The organism is Lysinibacillus sp. PWR01 (genome assembly GCF_043359455.1).
Taxonomy (GTDB): domain Bacteria; phylum Bacillota; class Bacilli; order Bacillales_A; family Planococcaceae; genus Lysinibacillus; species Lysinibacillus fusiformis_F.
Genome location: NZ_JBHERJ010000067.1, coordinates 111487 through 131034, shown reverse-complemented (window position 1 = coordinate 131034; position 19548 = coordinate 111487). Strand labels below are relative to the sequence as shown.

General features: G+C 31.8%; 16 protein-coding genes. 15 read left to right on the top strand and 1 reads right to left on the bottom strand.

The annotated features are described in order from the left end of the window. The first annotated feature begins 31 nt into the window (after positions 1-31). From ACEVFT_RS13875 to ACEVFT_RS13830, 10 genes are all read left to right on the top strand, one after another. Positions 32-346, top strand: a complete 315-nt coding sequence (locus ACEVFT_RS13875; RefSeq protein ID WP_393950400.1) for a thioredoxin family protein — start codon at positions 32-34, stop codon at positions 344-346. Positions 347-381: 35 nt separating this feature from the next. Next, on the top strand, positions 382-897 hold the full coding sequence (locus tag ACEVFT_RS13870) for a hypothetical protein (protein ID WP_393950398.1): 516 nt from the start codon (positions 382-384) through the stop codon (positions 895-897). A 639-nt stretch (positions 898-1536) separates the two neighbouring features. Then, positions 1537-3354 (top strand): oligoendopeptidase F, encoded by a 1818-nt coding sequence (pepF, locus tag ACEVFT_RS13865; RefSeq protein ID WP_393950396.1) that lies wholly within the window; start codon positions 1537-1539, stop codon positions 3352-3354. Positions 3355-3376: 22 nt separating this feature from the next. After that, the gene (locus tag ACEVFT_RS13860; RefSeq protein WP_393950394.1) at positions 3377-3808 is read left to right on the top strand and encodes a RidA family protein; all 432 of its coding nucleotides are present in this window, start codon (positions 3377-3379) and stop codon (positions 3806-3808) included. A 121-nt stretch (positions 3809-3929) separates the two neighbouring features. Next, positions 3930-5105, top strand: a complete 1176-nt coding sequence (locus tag ACEVFT_RS13855) for a trans-sulfuration enzyme family protein (RefSeq protein WP_393950392.1) — start codon at positions 3930-3932, stop codon at positions 5103-5105. 45 nt (positions 5106-5150) lie between these two features. Continuing rightward, on the top strand, positions 5151-6626 hold the full coding sequence (locus tag ACEVFT_RS13850; protein ID WP_393950390.1) for a sigma-54 interaction domain-containing protein: 1476 nt from the start codon (positions 5151-5153) through the stop codon (positions 6624-6626). A gap of 77 nt (positions 6627-6703) precedes the next feature. Beyond that, entirely contained in the window at positions 6704-7630 is a 927-nt protein-coding gene (locus ACEVFT_RS13845; protein ID WP_393950388.1) for a trigger factor, read from the top strand. Between the two features lie 83 nt (positions 7631-7713). Further along, complete coding sequence (gene trxB / locus ACEVFT_RS13840; protein ID WP_393950386.1) at positions 7714-8637, top strand: thioredoxin-disulfide reductase; 924 nt, start codon at positions 7714-7716, stop codon at positions 8635-8637. A 153-nt stretch (positions 8638-8790) separates the two neighbouring features. Beyond that, positions 8791-10770: an S-layer homology domain-containing protein gene (locus ACEVFT_RS13835; RefSeq protein ID WP_393950384.1), complete on the top strand. Its 1980-nt coding sequence runs from the start codon at positions 8791-8793 to the stop codon at positions 10768-10770. A gap of 136 nt (positions 10771-10906) precedes the next feature. Continuing rightward, positions 10907-11203 carry a YerC/YecD family TrpR-related protein gene (locus tag ACEVFT_RS13830; RefSeq protein WP_393950382.1) on the top strand — a complete coding sequence of 99 codons (297 nt, stop codon included), beginning with the start codon at positions 10907-10909 and terminating at the stop codon, positions 11201-11203. 633 nt (positions 11204-11836) lie between these two features. Here the strand turns inward: ACEVFT_RS13830 and rpoN are convergent. Continuing rightward, positions 11837-13102 (bottom strand): RNA polymerase factor sigma-54, encoded by a 1266-nt coding sequence (gene rpoN, locus ACEVFT_RS13825; RefSeq protein WP_393950380.1) that lies wholly within the window; start codon positions 13100-13102, stop codon positions 11837-11839. Positions 13103-13238: 136 nt separating this feature from the next. Between rpoN and ACEVFT_RS13820 the strand changes: the two genes are divergently transcribed. The 5 genes from ACEVFT_RS13820 to ACEVFT_RS13800 all read left to right on the top strand — a co-directional run bounded on the left by ACEVFT_RS13820 (position 13239) and on the right by ACEVFT_RS13800 (position 19044). Then, positions 13239-13646: a hypothetical protein gene (locus tag ACEVFT_RS13820; RefSeq protein WP_393950378.1), complete on the top strand. Its 408-nt coding sequence runs from the start codon at positions 13239-13241 to the stop codon at positions 13644-13646. A 327-nt stretch (positions 13647-13973) separates the two neighbouring features. Then, on the top strand, positions 13974-14099 hold the full coding sequence (locus ACEVFT_RS13815; RefSeq protein WP_393950376.1) for a hypothetical protein: 126 nt from the start codon (positions 13974-13976) through the stop codon (positions 14097-14099). A gap of 993 nt (positions 14100-15092) precedes the next feature. Next, positions 15093-16733, top strand: a complete 1641-nt coding sequence (locus tag ACEVFT_RS13810) for a spore germination protein (RefSeq protein ID WP_393950374.1) — start codon at positions 15093-15095, stop codon at positions 16731-16733. 29 nt (positions 16734-16762) lie between these two features. After that, positions 16763-17851 (top strand): spore germination protein, encoded by a 1089-nt coding sequence (locus ACEVFT_RS13805; RefSeq protein ID WP_393950372.1) that lies wholly within the window; start codon positions 16763-16765, stop codon positions 17849-17851. Further along, a complete protein-coding gene (locus ACEVFT_RS13800) occupies positions 17830-19044 on the top strand; it encodes a Ger(x)C family spore germination protein (RefSeq protein WP_393950371.1) in 1215 nt (404 codons plus the stop codon). Before ACEVFT_RS13805 ends, ACEVFT_RS13800 begins: the two co-directional genes overlap by 22 nt. Positions 19045-19548 lie beyond the last annotated feature (504 nt).

Here is a 19548-nt window from a genome sequence, read left to right as displayed (position 1 = left end):
TAACAAAACAAAAAGACGGAGGGAACATGGAATGACTATTTATGAAGCAAATACTGAAAATTTAAAAGAATTAAAACAAGAGGGCTTTGGAATAATAGATTTTTATTCAGAAACGTGTAATCCTTGTAAATTTCTTGCAATAAATTTAGATGAAATTAATAACGAGTTACCATTTATTAAAATTATTAAAATTAATACTACTCAATATCCCAATTTAGGTGAGCAATATGGTGTTATGGCTGTCCCTACACTTCTTTTTATAAAGGATGGAGAAGTAATTGAAAGAGTCGTAGGATTAATGAATACTGAACAGTTAAAAGAAAAAATCTCTCAGCACTATTATTAATTAATTGTTACGAGGAGATAATGAGGAGGAATATTATGAAAGTTGGGAAAAAAAGTAATATACTATTTTTAGCATTTGGATTATTTCTGATTCTTGCGGCGTGCAGTGAACAAACTGAAACTGAAAGTCCTAAGACTGATACAGTACCCACAACAGAAGATAGTTCTACTGATAAAACAACAAAGGATTCTGAATCAGCTGATAGTGAAAAACAATCTAAGCCTCTTGCAGAAATGACTCTTGATGATTTAAATGATTATTTCGTAAAACTAGATTTAGTAAAAGAAGGTGCAAAGATTAGTAAAGTTGGTGGGATTGGCTCAGATGCGATTAAATATATGGATGAAAACGTTGAGATTTATTGGTATGATTTAAATAATATGGATCAAACTCTTCAAAAGGAATATAATAGTGCGAAGAAAGATGGGTATGTAACACTGGCTCAATCCAATAGCATAATTATGTTTGAAGTTCATGGACCATTCGGAATAAATGCTAGTGCTTCCCCAAGAGCAGAAGAATTTATAAATGCAGTTAAGGCTCTTAAATAATCTAAAACAATATTATTTACTAAGTAAAACCCAGTTTGCATTAATGCTGCTGGGTTTTATTTTATTTATATTGAGTATAGAAAATGATTAGTTCAAATAAATTTATTTAAAGATAGGATATATCCAACTTAGTTTATAAAATATATTATGTATTTTAATTGATATATTATTTCCTATACAAATAGAGTTAATAGGAATTTATTGTCTTTCTTAGTAAAATATATAGTACTACCTTCTATTAGTAACTTCATTATGATATTTTTATCTATCTTCTCCGTTTGAAATATTCTAATTTATTTTTATTCACTTAGAGTTTGAAAACAAATAAATGTGTGTTTTCATTATTGCAAAATATATTTCAATAATGAGAATGTGGTAGGGAAGTTGTTTGTATTTTTTTCCCCCTTTTCCTCTAAACAACCTTTTTCAATTGTCTATAGTGAGAAAATTAAGACTGGGAATACATATTTAGAAGCTTCATATTTAGTTTCTTTGGTTAACTTATATGGATTTTGTAAATATTTTAAAAGTGGCATGGTTTTTGCATATTAAATAAATGAAAGGTGGTAATGGTAAATGAATATTGATTAGTATTTGAGGAACTCACTGAAATATATTAAAAAAGAGGGGTTTGATAAAATGTCAGTAACATATAAAAACAGGAATGAAGTCCCCGAGCAAGAGAAGTGGTGCTTCCAAGATATCTATCATACAAAGGAAGACTGGGATAACGATTATCGCTGGATAGAAGATATGATTAAAAAATTGCCTAAGTTTGATGGCAAAATCCATAATGGCGAGTCTCTTTATCAATATATGTCTTTAGCAGAAGAAGTATTAAGTAAATTAAATCTTGTATTTGCATACAGCATGCTCCAAGCAGATATTGACACACGTGATGTTTATGCACAATCGTTGCTTGATCAAGCAAAGCAGTTATCTGTTAAGTTTAGTTCAGCTACCTCATTTTTCAAGCCTCTTTTGCTTACATTTGAAGAGTGCACTATAAAAGAGTTTATAAATCAAGATGCTAGGTTGAATTATTTTGAAAAAGATCTTTATGATTCCATCCGCTTTAAAAAACATATATTAAGTAAAGAAAAAGAGGAAATCTTATCTAATCTGGGTGATGCCTTATCAAGTCCAGCTAATATTTATAACATGATAAGTAATGCTGATATAAAGTTTGGAAAGATAACAGATGAGAATGGTCAAAAAGTGGAGCTTTCGCGTGGCATGTATTCCCAAATGATCGATGATGAAGACAGAAATAAAAGAAGAGAAGCATACAAAGCATACTATAAACCTTATTTGCAGTTGAAAAATTCTATTGCTTCTACTCTTTCAGCAAGTATAAAAAATAATGTAACAATTGCTCGTTTAAGAAATTATCCGTCTGCTTTAGAAAAAAGTTTATATATGGATTTGATACCTAAAGAGGTTTATGAAAATTTGATTTTGGCAACAAAATCGAATATCGCACCACTACATCAGTACATGTCAATACGAAAGCAAAAGTTGGGTTTGGAAGACCTAAGACAATATGACCTATCTGCACCCCTTGTTGAAGGAGTGAAATTAAACATTTCATATGATAGGGCTTATGAAACTGTTTTAAAGGCATTAGAAGTTCTAGGAGAAGATTATGTAAGTATTTTGAAAAATTTTAAGGATTGCCGTTATATTGACGTTCGAGAAGTACCCGGAAAGAAACCAGGAGCATACAATTTGGGAGTTTATGGAGTTCATCCATTTGTATTATTAAATCATCACAATGATTTGAATAGTATGTTTACACTGATTCATGAATTAGGCCATGCAATGCATTCTTGGTACTCAAATGAGTTCCAGCCACGGATCTCTGCATATTATAGTATTTTTGTTGCAGAAGTTGCGTCAACAGTGAATGAGGTATTGTTAATACATTATCTACTTGAGAACGAAACAAGTTTGGAAGTAAGGAAATATCTCATTAATCACTTTATCGATCAATATAAAAGTACCTTTTTCACCCAAGTTATGTTTGCGGAATTTGAAAAAATCACTCATGAATATAGTGAGGAAGGTAAACCTTTAAATGAAAAAGTATTTTGTGAAATTTATGAATCGTTATTCCGAGAATATTTTGGGAATGAAATTGAATTTGATGAAGAAGTACAATACGGTTGGGCAAGAATTCCACATTTTTATCGACCATTTTATGTCTATAAATATGCAACCGGGTTTGCAGCAGCTATCCATATAGCAGGAAGGATATTAAGCGGAGATGAAACTACTTTAATAAATTATATAGATTTTTTAAAGAGCGGAAGTTCAGATAATCCGCTAGACTTATTAAAAAATGTAGGCGTTGATTTATCAAAGCCTGAGCCTATTGAGAATGCTTTGAAACATTTTGAACAGCTTTTAAAACAGTTTATATCTTTGGAGATTAATAATAATACTAATATTGTTTGAAAATTATAACAGGAGGATAAATATGCGAATAATACAAACGAAAAATGCACCTGCAGCAATTGGGCCGTATTCTCAAGGTATTGTTGTGAATGATTTATTTTATAGTTCTGGTCAAATTCCTTTAACTTTTGAAGGTGATATACACCAGGGTGGCATAAAGGAACAAACACATCAAGTTTTTAAAAATTTGATGGCTGTTTTGAAGGAAGCTGGGGCATCATTAGAAACAGTAATAAAAACAACGGTTTTTATTAAGAATATGGATGACTTTGCAACTTTCAATAAAGTGTATGCTGAATACTTTTCTACTCATAAACCATCACGCTCCTGCGTAGAAGTGGCTCGCCTTCCTAAAGATGTACTAGTTGAAATTGAAGTGATTGCACAAGTTAAGAAATTAGAAATATTGAGTAACAAAGATAGTGACATTACTTTGCAAAGTTTTGTTATCTAATGATAATTATTTTTTCAAACTTGAGAAAATAGGATTGTATTTAGTTCCTTATAGTAATAAATCTACGACATTCATAAATTAAATACAGAAAATACATTTGTTGAAAAAAAGGAGATTGGAAATGAATTGGAAAGATAGTACAAAGTTGATTCATGGTCAAGATATACTAGAAAAAAAAGTAGGACCAATAGTTACAAAAGTAATTCCTGCAGTAGGTTACTCATTTCCTGATATTGATACTGCGATAGGGACTGTTTCAGGTGAAATTAATGGGACTTATTATGGAAGATATGGTAACCCAACATCACAAGAATTAGAGAAAAAGATTGCAATGTTAGAAAATGGAGAAGCAGCTTTAGGTGTTAGTAGTGGGATGGCTGCTATATCAAGTGCGTTGTTAGCTTTTCTTGAAAACGGTGATCATGTTATTTGTACAAAAGACGTATATGGTGGAAGTTATAAATTTTTGACTTCCTTTGCAAGTAAATATGGAATTACTACAGACTTTGTTGACTGTTCAAACTTACAAGAAGTTGAAAAAGCTATTAACAGCAATACTAAAGTACTTTACATTGAATCACCTTCAAATCCATGTCTCACAATTTTAGACATCCGTGAGTTAGCAAATTTAGCCCATTCTTATGATCTTAAAGTCATAATAGATAATACCTTTATGACGCCATATTTACAAAGACCATTAGATTTAGGTGCAGACATAGTTGTGCACAGTGCTACAAAGTACTTAAATGGACATGGAGATGTAATTGCTGGCTTTATTATTGGAGATAGAGATTCTATTATGATGATGCAAAAAAATATGGTTGGTGATTTGGGACAAGTACTCAATGCATGGGATGCGTTTCTCATTGATAGGGGCTTAAAGTCGTTGAGCATAAGAATGAATCAACATTGTAAAAGTGCATTGCACATTGCTCAATATCTAGAAAAGCATTCCTCAGTGGAGAAAGTAATTTATCCCGGTTTAAAATCCCATCCCCAATACAATTTAGCAAAAATCCAAATGAAGGAAATGGGGGGGATAGTATCTTTTGAAGTAAAAGGAGGGTATCAAGCTGCAAAAAAATTTATTAATTCTTTAAAGATGATAATTATTTCATTTAGTTTAGGTGATCCTGAAACTCTAATTCAACATCCTGCATCTATGACTCACGCCTCGATGCCACGTGAAGAAAGGTTAAAATGTAATATTACTGATGGGTTAATTCGTTTGTCTACTGGATTGGAGGATTCAGAAGACATTATAAATGATTTACAACAAGCCTTATCACAGATATAGTATTTTAAAATACTTATTTATATATATGCTAAGGGGTGCTGAGTAATGAGGTTAGAAAGATTCTCAAATTTAATTGATTTTGTAAAATCATTTGAACTAGAAATCAGAAATGAATTTGGAATAGACTCCATTATAGAAGATTATTCAAATTTGCTCAATTTTGATGTTATTGTACATGATGAAAATGGAGAAATCATAAGTGGCACAGGTCGCTATAAGAACCGCTTTGGTAGTGGAGGGAAAAATTCATTAGTTCAAAAAGTCCTTAAAAGCTTAGAACCTTATATAGTTTATGATTCAAAGAAAAGTGAATTAGGTTGTAGTAATTGTAGCTTTAATGATAGTTGTGTTGGATATGGGTCAATTACCTATCCAATATTAAATAATCAACATAAAGCGATTGGTGTTATTAGTATAATAGGTTTTTCTAATGAACATAAAGAAGAAGTGAAGATGAATACTGAATTTTACCTCCAAAAATTATTTAATTTTAGTATCGAAATGGAGAAAAAATTAAGAGCCCTGCAATTACCAAATCAAAATCGGCTAATAGATAATGAGACTATTAATTTTAGAAGTATTATTGGTAATGACAATGGCCTTATAAATCTAATTAATAAAGCAAAAAAAGTTAGCAATAGTCCTTCTACAGTTTTAATTAGAGGAGAAAGTGGAACCGGAAAAGAGTTGATTGCTCGTGCAATTCATAATGAAAGTTTTAGAAATAGTAAACAATTTGTTGCAATAAACTGTGCAGCAATACCAGAAACATTGCTTGAGAGTGAATTGTTTGGTTATGAAGGTGGATCTTTTACGGGTTCAAAAAAGGAAGGTAGTAAGGGGAAATTTGAGCTAGCAGATGGGGGTACAATTTTCTTAGATGAAATTGGAGATATGCCACTTTCATTACAGCCAAAATTATTAAGAGTATTACAAGAAAGAAAAATTGAAAGAATTGGTGGAAAAAAATCAATTCCAATCGATGTTAGAGTTATTGCAGCAACTCATCGAAATTTAGAATCGATGTTACAGGATGGTAGCTTTAGAGAAGACTTATATTATCGATTAAATGTTATTCCTTTGTATACAATGCCTCTTCGGGATAGACAGTCAGACATTGAATTATTCTGTAACTATTTCATCCATAAGCATTGTAAGCTCTTAAATAAAGAAATTATGACCTTAAATGCCGATTTAGCAAAATGGTTAATACAATACTCCTGGCCAGGAAACATTAGGCAATTAGAAAATGCAATTGAGTATATGGTTAATATGGCTGAGTCACCTGTAATTGGTTTTCATGATTTACCTGATTATCTAAAGCAATCAGCAGGGCCTGAAAATACAGGTTTAAGTCTAGAACAAATGATTTCCCAATATGAAAGAAAAATATTAGAAAGCTACTTTGTACTGGAAGATTACAAACATGATAAAAGTAAAGTAGCAGAGGAATTGAAAATCTCACTTGCTACACTATATAGAAAACTTGATAAGTATAATTTTTGCGAAGATGATAAATAATATTGAAAATTATTATTTATTTTAAGCAAAGTAAGAGATATTCTTTTTAAAATTAATGTATTGGGATGTGTTACTAGATGTTTATTTCTAAGATTTATAAAGTTTATGATATAAAGGAAATAAATCTACCAGAGATGTCCACTCTAAGATTGGAATTAGAAAATGAAGTTAAAAAAGCAATGAATGATTTAGTTAATAAGTATGCAAATTATTGTGAAATTGATGGTAAAGTTAAAAATCATGACTTAGTCTTATTAGACTTCGAGAGCAATTATGAAAAATTTAATAAAAGTAATATTCCCGTTGTAGTTGGGATGGGATTATTTGATAAATTGTTTGAGGGGCAACTAATAAATCTTAATATAAACAATCAGGTAATAATGAAATTAAACAAAACTGATGTAAAAGTAACTATTAAAAAAATTGAACGGAAAATATTACCTGATTTAAATGATGATTTAGTAAAGATGGAATCGATAGAAAATGTAACAAAAGTAAATGAATATATAAGATTTATAAAAGAGAAGGTAACAACGGAAAAACTAAATAATTTGGTAAATAAAATAATACCTATTATTATTGAGAACTCTATTTTTGAAATTTCAGAAACAGATGTAAATAAGTTATATGAATGTGACTACAAAAAAATGAGGTTTCTAAGTGAACAAGAGAATACTGTTCTTGAAGAATTATCTAATAGAGAATTAGGAATACGAATTGGCTTTGGAACATTAAAAGAATTTGAGTATATACACAAAAACGAGAGGTATCCATATCTGTTAAAAAAGGCTTTAATAGGGATAATTCTTGCGAAAGAAGACAATATATCTTTTAATAAATTTTCATATGAGCTCTCATTAAAAAATAACTCCTACTATAAACAATATTCATTGAGCAACTCTATGAAAATGCAACCTTTCTTTTCATATTTGACTTATTCATATTCTAAATATTTACATGAAAAATTATTTAAATTTTACAAAGAAAAACTTAATCAAGAATAGAGATAGAAAAATTTTTTCTTATGATGAGAAATTTTCTTACTTAATTCTATTCTTATTTTAAAATAAAATTGGGGGTTTTGAATTTGGAAAAGGTAGTTATTTTAGGATCAGGGCCAGCAGGATTAACAGCTGCAATTTATTTATCAAGAGCGAAACTAAATCCACTTTTAATAGAAGGTGAGCAAGCAGGTGGGCAATTAACTCTTACTTCAGAAGTTGAAAATTTCCCTGGATTTACAGAGGGTATTAATGGACCTGATTTAATAAAAAATATGCGGAAACAGTCTGAAATGTTTGGAACGAGAATAAAACGTGGTTGGGTCTCAAGCGTGGATTTGTCTCAAAGGCCGTTTAGGTTGAAAATTAACAATAAAGAAGAAATATTAACAGAATCGCTAATAATCTCAACTGGTGCTTCTGCTAAATTATTGAATATTCCCGGAGAATTAGAAAATATAGGTAATGGTGTTAGTACATGTGCTACCTGCGATGGCTTTTTCTTTAACGGTAAAAAAGTGATTGTTATTGGGGGAGGAGATTCTGCAATGGAGGAAGCCGTATATCTAACGAAGTTTGCAAAAGAAGTTGTAATTGTTCATCGGCGAAATGAATTAAAAGCTTCAAAAATAATGCAGGATCGAGCAAAAAGAAATGAAAAAATTTCTTGGCAATTAAACAAAATTCCTTTAGAAGTAAGTACAACTAATAATAAAGTAACTAGCCTAGAAGTACTTGATAATAAAACCGGGAAAAAAATAAGTTTAGAGGCAAATGGAATTTTTGTTGCAATAGGTCACAATCCTAATACATCTTTTTTAGAAGGGCAACTAAGAACTGATAAAACTGGTTATATAGAAGTATTACCTGGTACAACTGAAACAAGTATTAAGGGGGTTTTTGCTTGTGGAGATGTGCAAGATACAAAGTATCGACAAGCAATAACTGCTGCAGGCACAGGATGTATGGCTGCATTAGATACAGAACGTTTTCTTGAAGAGATAGATTAATTTAGTTTATCCCATTGTTTTTTGTATGTAAAGGGTCTATATAGAATCAAATAAGAGGTAATTTAATTATGAAAATTGTACATTCTAGTAAAGAAAAACAACCGACACTATTAATTTTGTTAAAATGGTGTAGAAGTTTAAGAGGGTAAAAATATGAAAAAACTATCAATCATAGCATTGCTCCTGACTGTAGTTGGCTTACTTTTTATACAACCACAGCTAGCATCAGCCAATGAACTTTCAGGGCATTCCCATGAACCGGGTCTTCGTTATTTAATTTCCAAAAATGCATTACTCAAAGATGCCAAAGGAAGCTACCGTCCAAATGCGAATGTAACACGTGGCGAATTCGCTTCTTATTTAGCAAAATCTATGAATCTTAAAGAAGCGAACAACATAGTATTTACCGATGTCCGAAATACATATTTGTATGCGACAGATATTCGGCTCGCTGCCACCGCTGGGATAATTACAGGCTACAAAGATGGCTCATTTAAACCGAATGTAGCTATTTCAAGACAGCATATGGCGATTATGTTGGAAAGAGCTATAAACTATTTAGAAATTCCAAAAGGTACTTCTTCTATTACCTTTAAGGATAATGCAGCGATTATTAAAGAATTTCGTCAGGCAGTTGCTATAGGTGCTCAATTAGAAATCATTAAGGGCTCGGATGATGGTTACTTTATGCCAGAAAAAAACGCAACAATCGGTCAAGCAGCTTCATTTATCCATCGACTAATGACACTTGCTGGTGCAAATACTGGTAACAAAGATGGTAGAGAATCAAACCCTGGTAATCCTAAGGGCAGTGACCCTAACGGTGGTAATCCAAACCCTGGTGAATCAAATACCACTAAGTTTGCAGTGAAGGAAATCTCCAATGGTACACTGGTTGGTAATCAAGAATTCACTACCTTTGATGCTGCCGAAAAGGCTGTAACAAAAAATACACAGGTAATTGTTCAAAATGATAAAATTATGAAAATGTCCTCGGGCTATGTTGTGACAAAAAAATATGTTGCATTATACTCAGAAACTATTAAGGATCAAATTGCTGTTGCTGGGGTTACTGAAATGGAATACCTTAGCAGTGATGCTACACAGGTGAAGGTTCGACTAGCAGGACAAGTAGGATATTTAAAGCATGCAGATGTGACATTAATTCCATTTTCAATGAGCAAAGGTCGTTCTTACTATACAAATAAAAATGGTGAAATTAAACACACGCTTTACGATTATAAAACTAATAAGGATTCCTCTAGCTATGTCTTCGGAAAAGCGCCTACTTTTATGAAGCCAGGCGAAAAATACTATAGCTGGGATGGTATCAATTTTACAAATGGAAATGGCTCCTCTAAAGGTGAAGCCTATAACTACTATCAATTTTTACCGGCTCGTGCTAAAACACAATATACAGCAAAGGAACTTGATACGTATATTATGAACAAGCTGGCGGAAGTGGAAAGCACAGGAATCACTCTCTATAAAGATGCTACAACGAAAAGTAAGCTTATTGGCTTAGGGCAAACATTAAAAGAGGTAGAAAAAAAATCACAAATTAATGCGTTGCTTATTTTATCACTTGCTCAGCATGAAAGTGCTTATGGTATGAGTAAGAATGCCCAAAACTTAAATAATTTATTTGGTTTATATGTATATGATACAAATCCACTAAACAAAAAATTTGAAAGTGTTGCTGCTAATATCAGTGAGCTTGTTAAAAAATTTCTTCAGCCAAACTATATTACTCCAGGGGGGTCTCCTGGTAGAAACTATGCAAATGGTGCAGTAGTTGGTTCAAAGGCTGTTGGCTTTAATGTAAAATATGCTTCTGACCCATTCTGGGGAGCGAAAATTGCTGGTCATTACTACCGTGCTGAAAAGGCTTTAGGCTTTAGGGATGCCAAGAATCCATATACAGTTGGTATTACAACAACTACTGGTTTAAATGTTCGTACAGATGCATCGACAAGCAATAGCCCACTTTTTACTTATGCAAGAAGTGGTATGCCTGTTATCATCACAAGCTCTGGAACAAATGGTTGGTATGAAGTTCTTTCTGATAAGCTTCATTCAGAAACAGCTTTTATTAGTAAGGACTATGTGCAAGTGATTAACACTGTAAAATAATAACTGCCGCAGGAACAGAATGTATGGCTACATAGATACAGAACGTTTTCCTGAAGAGATAGATTAATTTAGTTTATCCCATTGTTTTTTTGTTTGTTAAGAATCAATATTGAATCAAATAAGAGGTAATTTAATTATGAAAATTGTACATTCTAGTAAAGAAAAACAACAGTTGATTAAAGCTATAATGTCACTTGAAACAATTGAAGAATGCAAACATTTTTTTGAGGATTTATGTTCACAAAGTGAACTCGAAATTTTTAATCTAAGGCTTTTAATAGCAAGGCTGTTAATCGCAGGACATTCCTATGAGTCAATACAAGAAATAACTGGTGCTTCATACAATACTATTGCAAAAATCAAGAAAATTACGAACAGAGAAAACAATCAATTAAGTAATGTACTTAAAAGGGTAATGGTTGCAAGAGATTAAAATTATTATTATCTATTAGGTAAGCCCAAATGGGTGTTTACTCTAGTATTCTTAGAAAAAAATAATTTTTTATGTTATAGAGTAAATAAATCACTATATCTCATTTGATAGACAAAGTCGATTTTCGATTTTGTCTAGTTTTTTTCGAAAAACACTTGTTATACTAGGGGCTCTAGAGAACTTCTAGCTAAGGATAATATCCGTACAACGAATTCAGGTATGGATCAACCGACTTAATGAGAAGGAGATCAAAGTCAATAATCTTAGCTTACATAACTTTGTGGATTATTTGTAGAGGAAAAGAAGTTTAATGTATTCATTTCACAGAGATACTTTTAATTATATATAAAATCAATTGTATGAATGCATTCTTGAGAATCAAAACCAAGAAAAATTTCATTAAGCTATTTAAATAGAAAATAACATTCACATTAGTGGAAGCCTGAATGTAAAGTACAGATGGAGGACCATTCAGTATATCTTTAGACATATACCACTACCCAAGGCAGCGATTAGACTCAGGAACAAATCGCTGCCTTATTTAATTCTATATTTTTCAATTAAATTAGGTATGTAATAATTTTACCTTTGAAAAAACTAGGTGATAAATAAAGACTATCTTTTGTACTTATATTATAATTCCTTACGTTTGTTTGTAGGGGGTATTCCTAAAATTTCGCGATATTTGCTAACAGTACGTCGAGCTAGATTAATACTATAATTATTTAAAAGTTCTTCCGCTATTTTTTGATCAGTTAAAGGTTTTTCTTTATTTTCTGTAGCAAAAATATTTTTAAGCATTTCCAAAATAGAACTTTGAGAATACTCAGTTTTAGTGCTTTCTATTTTAGTAGAAAAAAGATCCTTCCAAAAAAATGTTCCGACAGGGGTTTGGATAACTTTATTTCGTATAGCACGGCTTACAGTTGTTTCGTGCATATCTATTTCTATTGCTACATCTTTAAGTGTTAATGGTTTTAGATAGAGCATACCTTTAAAGAAAAATTGATGTTGGTGTTGTAAAACAACTGTCATTATCTTTATTATTGTTTGTCGGCGCTGTTGGAGACTATCTAAAAGCCATTTGTACTGTTTGTAGTGATTATTTATATAAATTTGCTCAGGTTTCGATAACGTTAAAGCTATATTCATATATTGATTATTAAGGTTTATAGTAGGTAATAATTTGTCATTAAGGCTAAAGTGTAATTTTTCATCTTTTATAAAGACGAGAATGTCTGGTGTAATAAATTCAACTTCGTTGAGTGCACTTAATACTAAAGGGATTGGGTTTAATTCTTTTAATTCTTGAATCAACAATATTAATTGTTCTTTTGTTACTTTTAACAATTTCATTAATTCGGAGTATTTTCTTTCTGCTAAAATTGATAGTCCTTCTTGTACGAGTTGATACAGTAATTTATTATTTTCATCACATTGTAACAAAAGGCATTCTTTTAAGTTTCTTGCTCCGATACCAGGTGGTCCAATTTGCTGTAAAAGTTGAATACCATATCTATGTTGATCATCTGATATATTTTTAAGTGGATCAGATGAATAACCGTTATTATCCAAATTATTAATTATTATCTTAACTATTCGTAGATCTTCATCTTTAAAGCTTAAATTGGCTGAAACTAATAATTCCTCCCGTTGATTATTTTCTGTTTGTATGTTATATATTTCATCTTCTTTTTTTATAATTGATTTTGAAGAAGTTTGATTAACTTGATCCTGAAAAGAAGAAGGTTTTATTTCGATTAAAGGGTTATCTAATTCTTGCTCATAAAGAAATCTCTCTAGTTCATTGGTCGTATATTGTAACAACTTAATAGATTGCTGTAATTGGGGTGTCATGATTAATTTTTGCTCTTGTCTTTGATGAATTTCAATATTCAAAAATAATCCTCCCTTTTTAAAAATTAATTAGTTTGATATTTATATAATAAAATTATACTAAATTTTTTTACATTAAAACATTTCGATGATTATTTTATTTTCAATACTTAATTTAAAGTGGTAGAGCTATTTATCAGTGGATACTACAAATGGTGATGAGTTAATTGATTGGACTAAAATAAATATCTGGAATTTGCATTCAAGATGTAGGGACATTCTAAATAACAGACTAGCATTTAAAGAGTTCTCAGCCATGCTAGAAAAGGCGAGAGAAAATAAGATTTGGTATTATAAAGAGTTAAGTACAAATACTTTCCCATATGTACTTATTGTTAACTTTGGCGTATTCCCTAAAATCGATGGTAGCAGTGAAGAAGTTTGGCATATATTTGATAAAAGTATGTATGGTGACGATCTATTTCTCCAAAAAGAAATTTCACATATATGGAGAGTAGCCAAGCTTGATATTGAAAGAGTTGAACTAGATTATGATACAACGAAAAGAGGAAAGCACTATGCTTGGAAAAACTTTCAATCGTTTTAAAAGTAATTATTGCGTTTTTTTTTATTATGATACAAGGCAAGTATCACAGTAATTTCTTATTTCTATAAAAAATAGGGTTATGGGATGTTATTTTCTTACACTGAAAGGAGAGAAGAGCATACAAGTAATTTTTTTGAATAGAATGGGGAAAATAAATGTTTAAAGATCAAGAAATATTTAAACTATCGACTATTTTTTGGGGGAAAGTTAATAAAATCTAGCTAAATTATGGTATAATTAAAGGGTAACTAGATAGAGGTTTCATGGGTAGTTGGCAAAAACTTAACCTATCTTCTTCATTTTTATGAAGAGAAAGGAGTTGATGCCATGACAGTTTATGAAGGTATGATGATCGCAATAAGTCTTTCCACGCTTATTGTATCTGTACTTGCATTGTCATTAACTTTTACACAAAAAAATAAGCCGTCCCTGCCTCCACAGCATGTGAGATGACTTACTTTCTAAACTTGCAAATCGCCTTTGAAGCGATTTGTCTTGTTACAAAGATCGTATGGTGTTACAGCACCATATGGTCTTATTTATTTTATATACTTCTTCATAAAGAATTATAACATGAAACCTCTATATTTTCAAAAAAAATAGTCCTTAAATACTGGTGTGATTTTAAGTGGCAATAAACTTATAATTTTACACATAAAAACAAAAATCTGAGCTTTAATATATTTATCATAGTTTCTGATAGTAGCTCTTTATTACAGGGAAAATAATCAAAAAAATTATTATAACTTTCTTTTTTTTTTAAATGCAATTATATTAGCAAGAGTAATATAGAAAAACAAACGAATTCCTTAACGTACAAGGAATTCGTTTGTTTTTGTACAAAATATGTCTATACGGACAATTTTCCCGAATGATAGGATGACCCCAAATAGAAGTATTCCATTTTGAAAGATTGATGAAAATGGAGTTTCACTTTTGAACTACGTATGAAATTTTTATTGCACTTTATTCCGTTTTTATGCATCTGGAAAAAGATTACAAATTCAATTCTGTTCTTTAATTCTAGTCATTCTTTATACAAATGTCATCTGTTGCTCCAACACTCATATTAAGTGGTTCTTCCTCTTCAATAGCTAAAATAACATATTTCATATTTTTTGCTTAAATCATTTAACCTTCAATTAGATGTACTAAAAAAAGCTTTTTAATCGTAAAGCAAGATTCGAGAGTTAATTACTTACACAGCAAGAAGAATGTTTAATGTTTAAATAGGTGCAAATTATCATCTTCTGTGGTAACTACCAAGTACAATATATTCTTATCTCTGTAGTCTTCATTAGATTATGATTTTAGCAAATAAAAAAAGTTAAGCTATTGTCAGGTATTATTTCAATCGTTATGTCCATAATACAATATCAAAAATTTTTAGTTAAAGTTTGCTCCCAGTGTATTTGTTGATATAGGGCATTTGAAGGGTGATAAAAAATGTGGAAAACTATTGCCTTCTTTCTACCGGAGTGGCAAGTTATTATACAGGCTATTATTATATTTTTAGTACCGTACTTGATCTCACGATTGTTTATTTGTACTCGTCACCGTCCAAATCAAAGTGATAAAAAATACGAAAAGCATTCTTCCCAAGAATCATTAGACAATTTCACTGACGATTTGAGCTTTAATTTGGAACTTATTAGAAAAAAAGTTGGTCATAATTCAGATGTGCATTTTAGCGAGTTTCACATTGGAAACACAGGTATTCAGGCTGTAATCATTTTTGTAGAAGGTTTGTCAGATAAAGATTTTATCGATAAATATCTAATAAAATCATTAAAGATTGACTCTATGTTTGAAAATAAATCTGCTTTTGTGAATGGAGATGATTTTAATGAGGTTATAAAAAATCAGGTTCTTTCTATTAGCGAAGTAAAGGAAGTTCATAATCTAAATGGTTTGATACCAAAAGTTTTAAAAGGCTCTACAGCTCTTTGTATTGATGGATCATCTGGCGTATTCATCCTAGGTACAGCCAAAGGAAAAGCACGGAGTATTGAAGAACCTGTTTCAGAAGCATTGGTAAGAGGTCCACGAGTAGGCTTTACTGAAATGTTAAGTGATAATACCGCAATTTTACGACAACATGGAGAAAATGAATCCTTATCTTTTATAAAATTCCAAGTCGGAAAGCGAGAAAAAAAAGACCTCGTTGTTGCTTATATGGAAGGGATTACTGATCCAGATTTATTACAAGAAACTAAGAGTAGAATTCAGAAAATCGATATTGATTATCTACCAGAAACGGGATATGTTGAGCAACTAATCGAAGATAACTATCTCAGTATTTTTCCACAGGTCCAGAATACGGAGCGTCCCGATCGTGTCATTAGTGCTTTGATGGAGGGACGTGTCGCAATCTTGTTGGATGGGACACCTTTTGCCTTAATCGTTCCTGTTACATTTAGTATGTTATTGCAGTCACCCGAAGACTATTACGAACGTTGGATTCCTGGCACACTCATTCGCCTATTGCGTTTCTTAGCAGCCTTCATTGCATTATTAGTACCCTCGCTATACATTTCTTTTATTTCGTTTCAGCCGGGGTTAATTCCCACCAAGCTAGCCATTTCTATAGCAGGAACGCGAGATGGAGTGCCATTCCCTGCACTTTTAGAAGCACTCATTATGGAAATATCCATCGAAATATTACGAGAAGCAGGGCTACGCTTACCCAAACCGATTGGTCCAGCGATGGGGATAGTAGGAGGACTGATTATTGGGGAAGCAGCTGTAAATGCAGGGATTGTTAGCCCTATTATGGTAATAGTAGTGGCGTTAACTGCCATTTCTTCCTTTGCCATTCCTCAGTATAGTGCTGGGATTGCTCTGCGCATTCTTCGTTTTGTGGCCATGTTCTGTGCTGCAATATTTGGGTTGTATGGGGTCATTTTGTTTTTCCTTTTCTTATGCAGTCATTTAGTAATACTGAAGAGTTTTGGAGTCCCTTATGTTAGTCCAGCCGTTCCTTATTACTTAAATGATTGGAAAGATTTTATGGTTCGTGTACCACTAAAGATGATGAAACGTCGTCCCAAGATGATAAAGACAAAAGATCCAATACGGAAAGGATAAATCGGGACAAAAGAAGGAGAAAAGTATAAATGAACAGTTCAAAAGATATAATTACGACTCCACAAGCAGTTGTTGTTGTTACCAATTTTATACTTGCAACTGGAATCCTTACTTTGCCCAGAACATCTGTGGAGAAAGTGAAAACACCAGATGTTTGGATTACTGTCATCTTAGGTGGGCTTATTATGATGATAGCAGGAATAATCATGGTGAAACTAAGTCAAAAATTTCCATATAAAACCTTTTATCAATACAGTCAAGACATATTAGGTAAATGGGTTGGTAGGTTATTTAGCCTACCAATTATTGGTTATTTTTTGGTGACTTCAGGATTTCAAGTTCGTTCAATGGCAGAAGTGACCAATTTTTATTTACTGGAAAGTACCCCTATTTGGGCTATTATTATGCCTTTTATGTGGATAGGTCTCTATCTAATTATTGGGGGTATCAATTCAATTGCTCGTATGTTTGAAATTATTTTTCCTATTACAGTTGTCTTTTTTTTGCTTGTTCTTTTCATGAGTTTCAAGTTGTTTGAAATTGATAATTTACGACCAGTATTAGGGTCAGGTATCATGCCAGTGTTAAAAGGAATTCAAACAACAAGTCTTGCTTTTACAGGACCTGAAATTATGCTACTTCTTGTGGCATTTATGGAAAAACCAAACAAAGCTGTAAAAGTAGTTTTAATTGGAACATTCATACCTATGATTTTCTACATTTTTCTTGTAATAATGGTCATCGGAGCGTTATCCATAGATGGTGTTGTAATAAGAACTTGGCCAAGTATTGACCTCATACGAAGTTATGAAATATCAGGTCTAATCTTTGAACGGTTCGAATCTATTCTATTGGTGATATGGATAATGCAAATATTTGCCACCTATACTATAGGCTTCTATGCAGCCGCTTTAGGATTGGCTCAACTTTTCAACAGAAAATTAAGTCAAATTATTTATGGATTACTTCCTGTTATTTATATTATTGCTATGACTCCAAATAACATCAATGAACTTTTTAAACTCGGTGATTGGCTTGGAATAGTCATGTGGATTTTATTTGGTGGGATACCCTTATTCCTTTTATCAATCATAAAATGGAAAGGAGCAAAAGCGTGAAAAGATGTAAAAATGTAAAACTGATATCTCTTACGGTTCTGTTTCTTCCGTTTCTTACAGGGTGCTGGAGTAGTCATGAAATTGAAGATGTTAGCATAGAGGTAGGCTTATCATTAGATAAGGGAGAGGTTTCAACCATTGAGAAGGAGTTAGAGGAACAAGGTGGGGGGTATCCAAAAAACAATAACATAACATTAACCTTTCAAACTGTAAATACAAAAGTTGCTGTTACAGGTAGTAAAGGTGGCGGATCGGAGCAAAAATCTTACTTGAATGTTTCAGAAACTGGAGACTCCACTTTTCAAATGGTCCGTGAAATTTCATTGAGAAGGGATCGTCCTATAATTGGTCATCACTTAAAGGTAATTATTATAAGTGAGGAGCTCTTAAACACCTATAACTTAGAAGAACTACTTGATAGTTATCTCCGAGATAACGATATTAGACCAAGTTGCCTAGTGTTAATTAGCAAGGGGAGGGCGAGTGATGCGCTTGAATCCAACCAAATCGGAGAAATACCTTCTTTTCGTTTGGTTAAAATGGTTGAAAATGGATATAGGAGCAACAAAATATTACCACCTATGCCGCTTGCTAAACTGACTGGAAAGATGCAGTCAGATTCCAGTTATCTCTTGCAAAACGTGATCTCAACAAATGGAGAGGTCAAATTTGCTGGAGCCGCAGTGATAAAAGGAGAGAGTAATATGTTGGTTGGTTTTTTGAAAGAAGAGGAATTAGAGGGGATTACATGGATAACTGGGAAAGTGAAAGGTGGTTTGGTTAAAAGTTCTGAAAAGGGACAATTAATCGCGTACGAGATAAAATCAATAAAAAGCAAAATCATCCCAAAAGTTAGAGGTGGAAATATTTCTTTTGATGTAAACATTAAATCAGAAGGACGTTTATCTGAGAATTGGGTGAATTCAGGGGACCCTTTTGATAATGAGTTTCTTAAGAAAACTGAAAAAGTAGTAGAATCTGAAGTGAAGCGTCTTATGAAGAATGTAGTACAGAAAATGCAGGAGGATTACGAAGTAGACGTTGCTGGATTTGGAAACGAGCTGAGGATTAAGTACCCTAAAGTATGGAGAAAAGTAAAAAAAGATTGGGATCAAACATTCAGTAAGATTCCAATCAAATACAACGTAGAAATAAGAATTACTGATTACGGGGCTATCGGCTCTAAGAAGTAACAACCTTATTAAGGATGTTTTAATGTGGGAAGAAATTTATTTTTGTTCTTGGAACAAATACTTTAAATCGAGGTAATCATTTTATTTCGAACAAGAAATTTAACACACGGAAATAAGATTAAAAAAATAGAGAAAATTGGTTGCTAATATGTATTGTAAATAAATCTTTTATTGATTAAAATGAATTTTTTTGTAAATATTAAATTATACAAAAGGTATGAATGGCTAATAAAACTAACTGAAAATAATTTATGGAAATAAAAAATCTATCGGCATAGTTAACTGACCCTTCGGGTTAGACAAAACAAAAAAGCATCTTCGATTGAATTTAGGGTAATGTATCCTAAATTTCAATTAAAGATGCTTTTTTTATGAGAACGGGAGTGAGTTATCTGCAAAAAGTAAAATTAAAGGCAGTTGAAATGAAATTACAAGGCTACAAAGGTTATATTAGAAGAATTAAATATTCGTAATGACACTCAAATTGAAACAAGGACACGTAGG

What these genes read in the sequence shown, in the direction of transcription:
- ACEVFT_RS13870 (WP_393950398.1), top strand. Translation starts at nt 382, where the DNA reads ATGAAAGTTGGGAAAAAAAGTAATATACTATTTTTAGCATTTGGATTA.
- ACEVFT_RS13835 (WP_393950384.1), top strand. Translation starts at nt 8,791, where the DNA reads ATGAAAAAACTATCAATCATAGCATTGCTCCTGACTGTAGTTGGCTTA.
- ACEVFT_RS13875 (WP_393950400.1), top strand. Translation starts at nt 32, where the DNA reads ATGACTATTTATGAAGCAAATACTGAAAATTTAAAAGAATTAAAACAA.
- ACEVFT_RS13855 (WP_393950392.1), top strand. Translation starts at nt 3,930, where the DNA reads ATGAATTGGAAAGATAGTACAAAGTTGATTCATGGTCAAGATATACTA.
- ACEVFT_RS13800 (WP_393950371.1), top strand. Translation starts at nt 17,830, where the DNA reads ATGGAAAGGAGCAAAAGCGTGAAAAGATGTAAAAATGTAAAACTGATA.
- ACEVFT_RS13845 (WP_393950388.1), top strand. Translation starts at nt 6,704, where the DNA reads ATGTTTATTTCTAAGATTTATAAAGTTTATGATATAAAGGAAATAAAT.
- ACEVFT_RS13815 (WP_393950376.1), top strand. Translation starts at nt 13,974, where the DNA reads ATGACAGTTTATGAAGGTATGATGATCGCAATAAGTCTTTCCACGCTT.
- ACEVFT_RS13860 (WP_393950394.1), top strand. Translation starts at nt 3,377, where the DNA reads ATGCGAATAATACAAACGAAAAATGCACCTGCAGCAATTGGGCCGTAT.
- pepF (WP_393950396.1), top strand. Translation starts at nt 1,537, where the DNA reads ATGTCAGTAACATATAAAAACAGGAATGAAGTCCCCGAGCAAGAGAAG.
- ACEVFT_RS13830 (WP_393950382.1), top strand. Translation starts at nt 10,907, where the DNA reads ATGAAAATTGTACATTCTAGTAAAGAAAAACAACAGTTGATTAAAGCT.
- ACEVFT_RS13810 (WP_393950374.1), top strand. Translation starts at nt 15,093, where the DNA reads ATGTGGAAAACTATTGCCTTCTTTCTACCGGAGTGGCAAGTTATTATA.
- ACEVFT_RS13850 (WP_393950390.1), top strand. Translation starts at nt 5,151, where the DNA reads ATGAGGTTAGAAAGATTCTCAAATTTAATTGATTTTGTAAAATCATTT.
- ACEVFT_RS13805 (WP_393950372.1), top strand. Translation starts at nt 16,763, where the DNA reads ATGAACAGTTCAAAAGATATAATTACGACTCCACAAGCAGTTGTTGTT.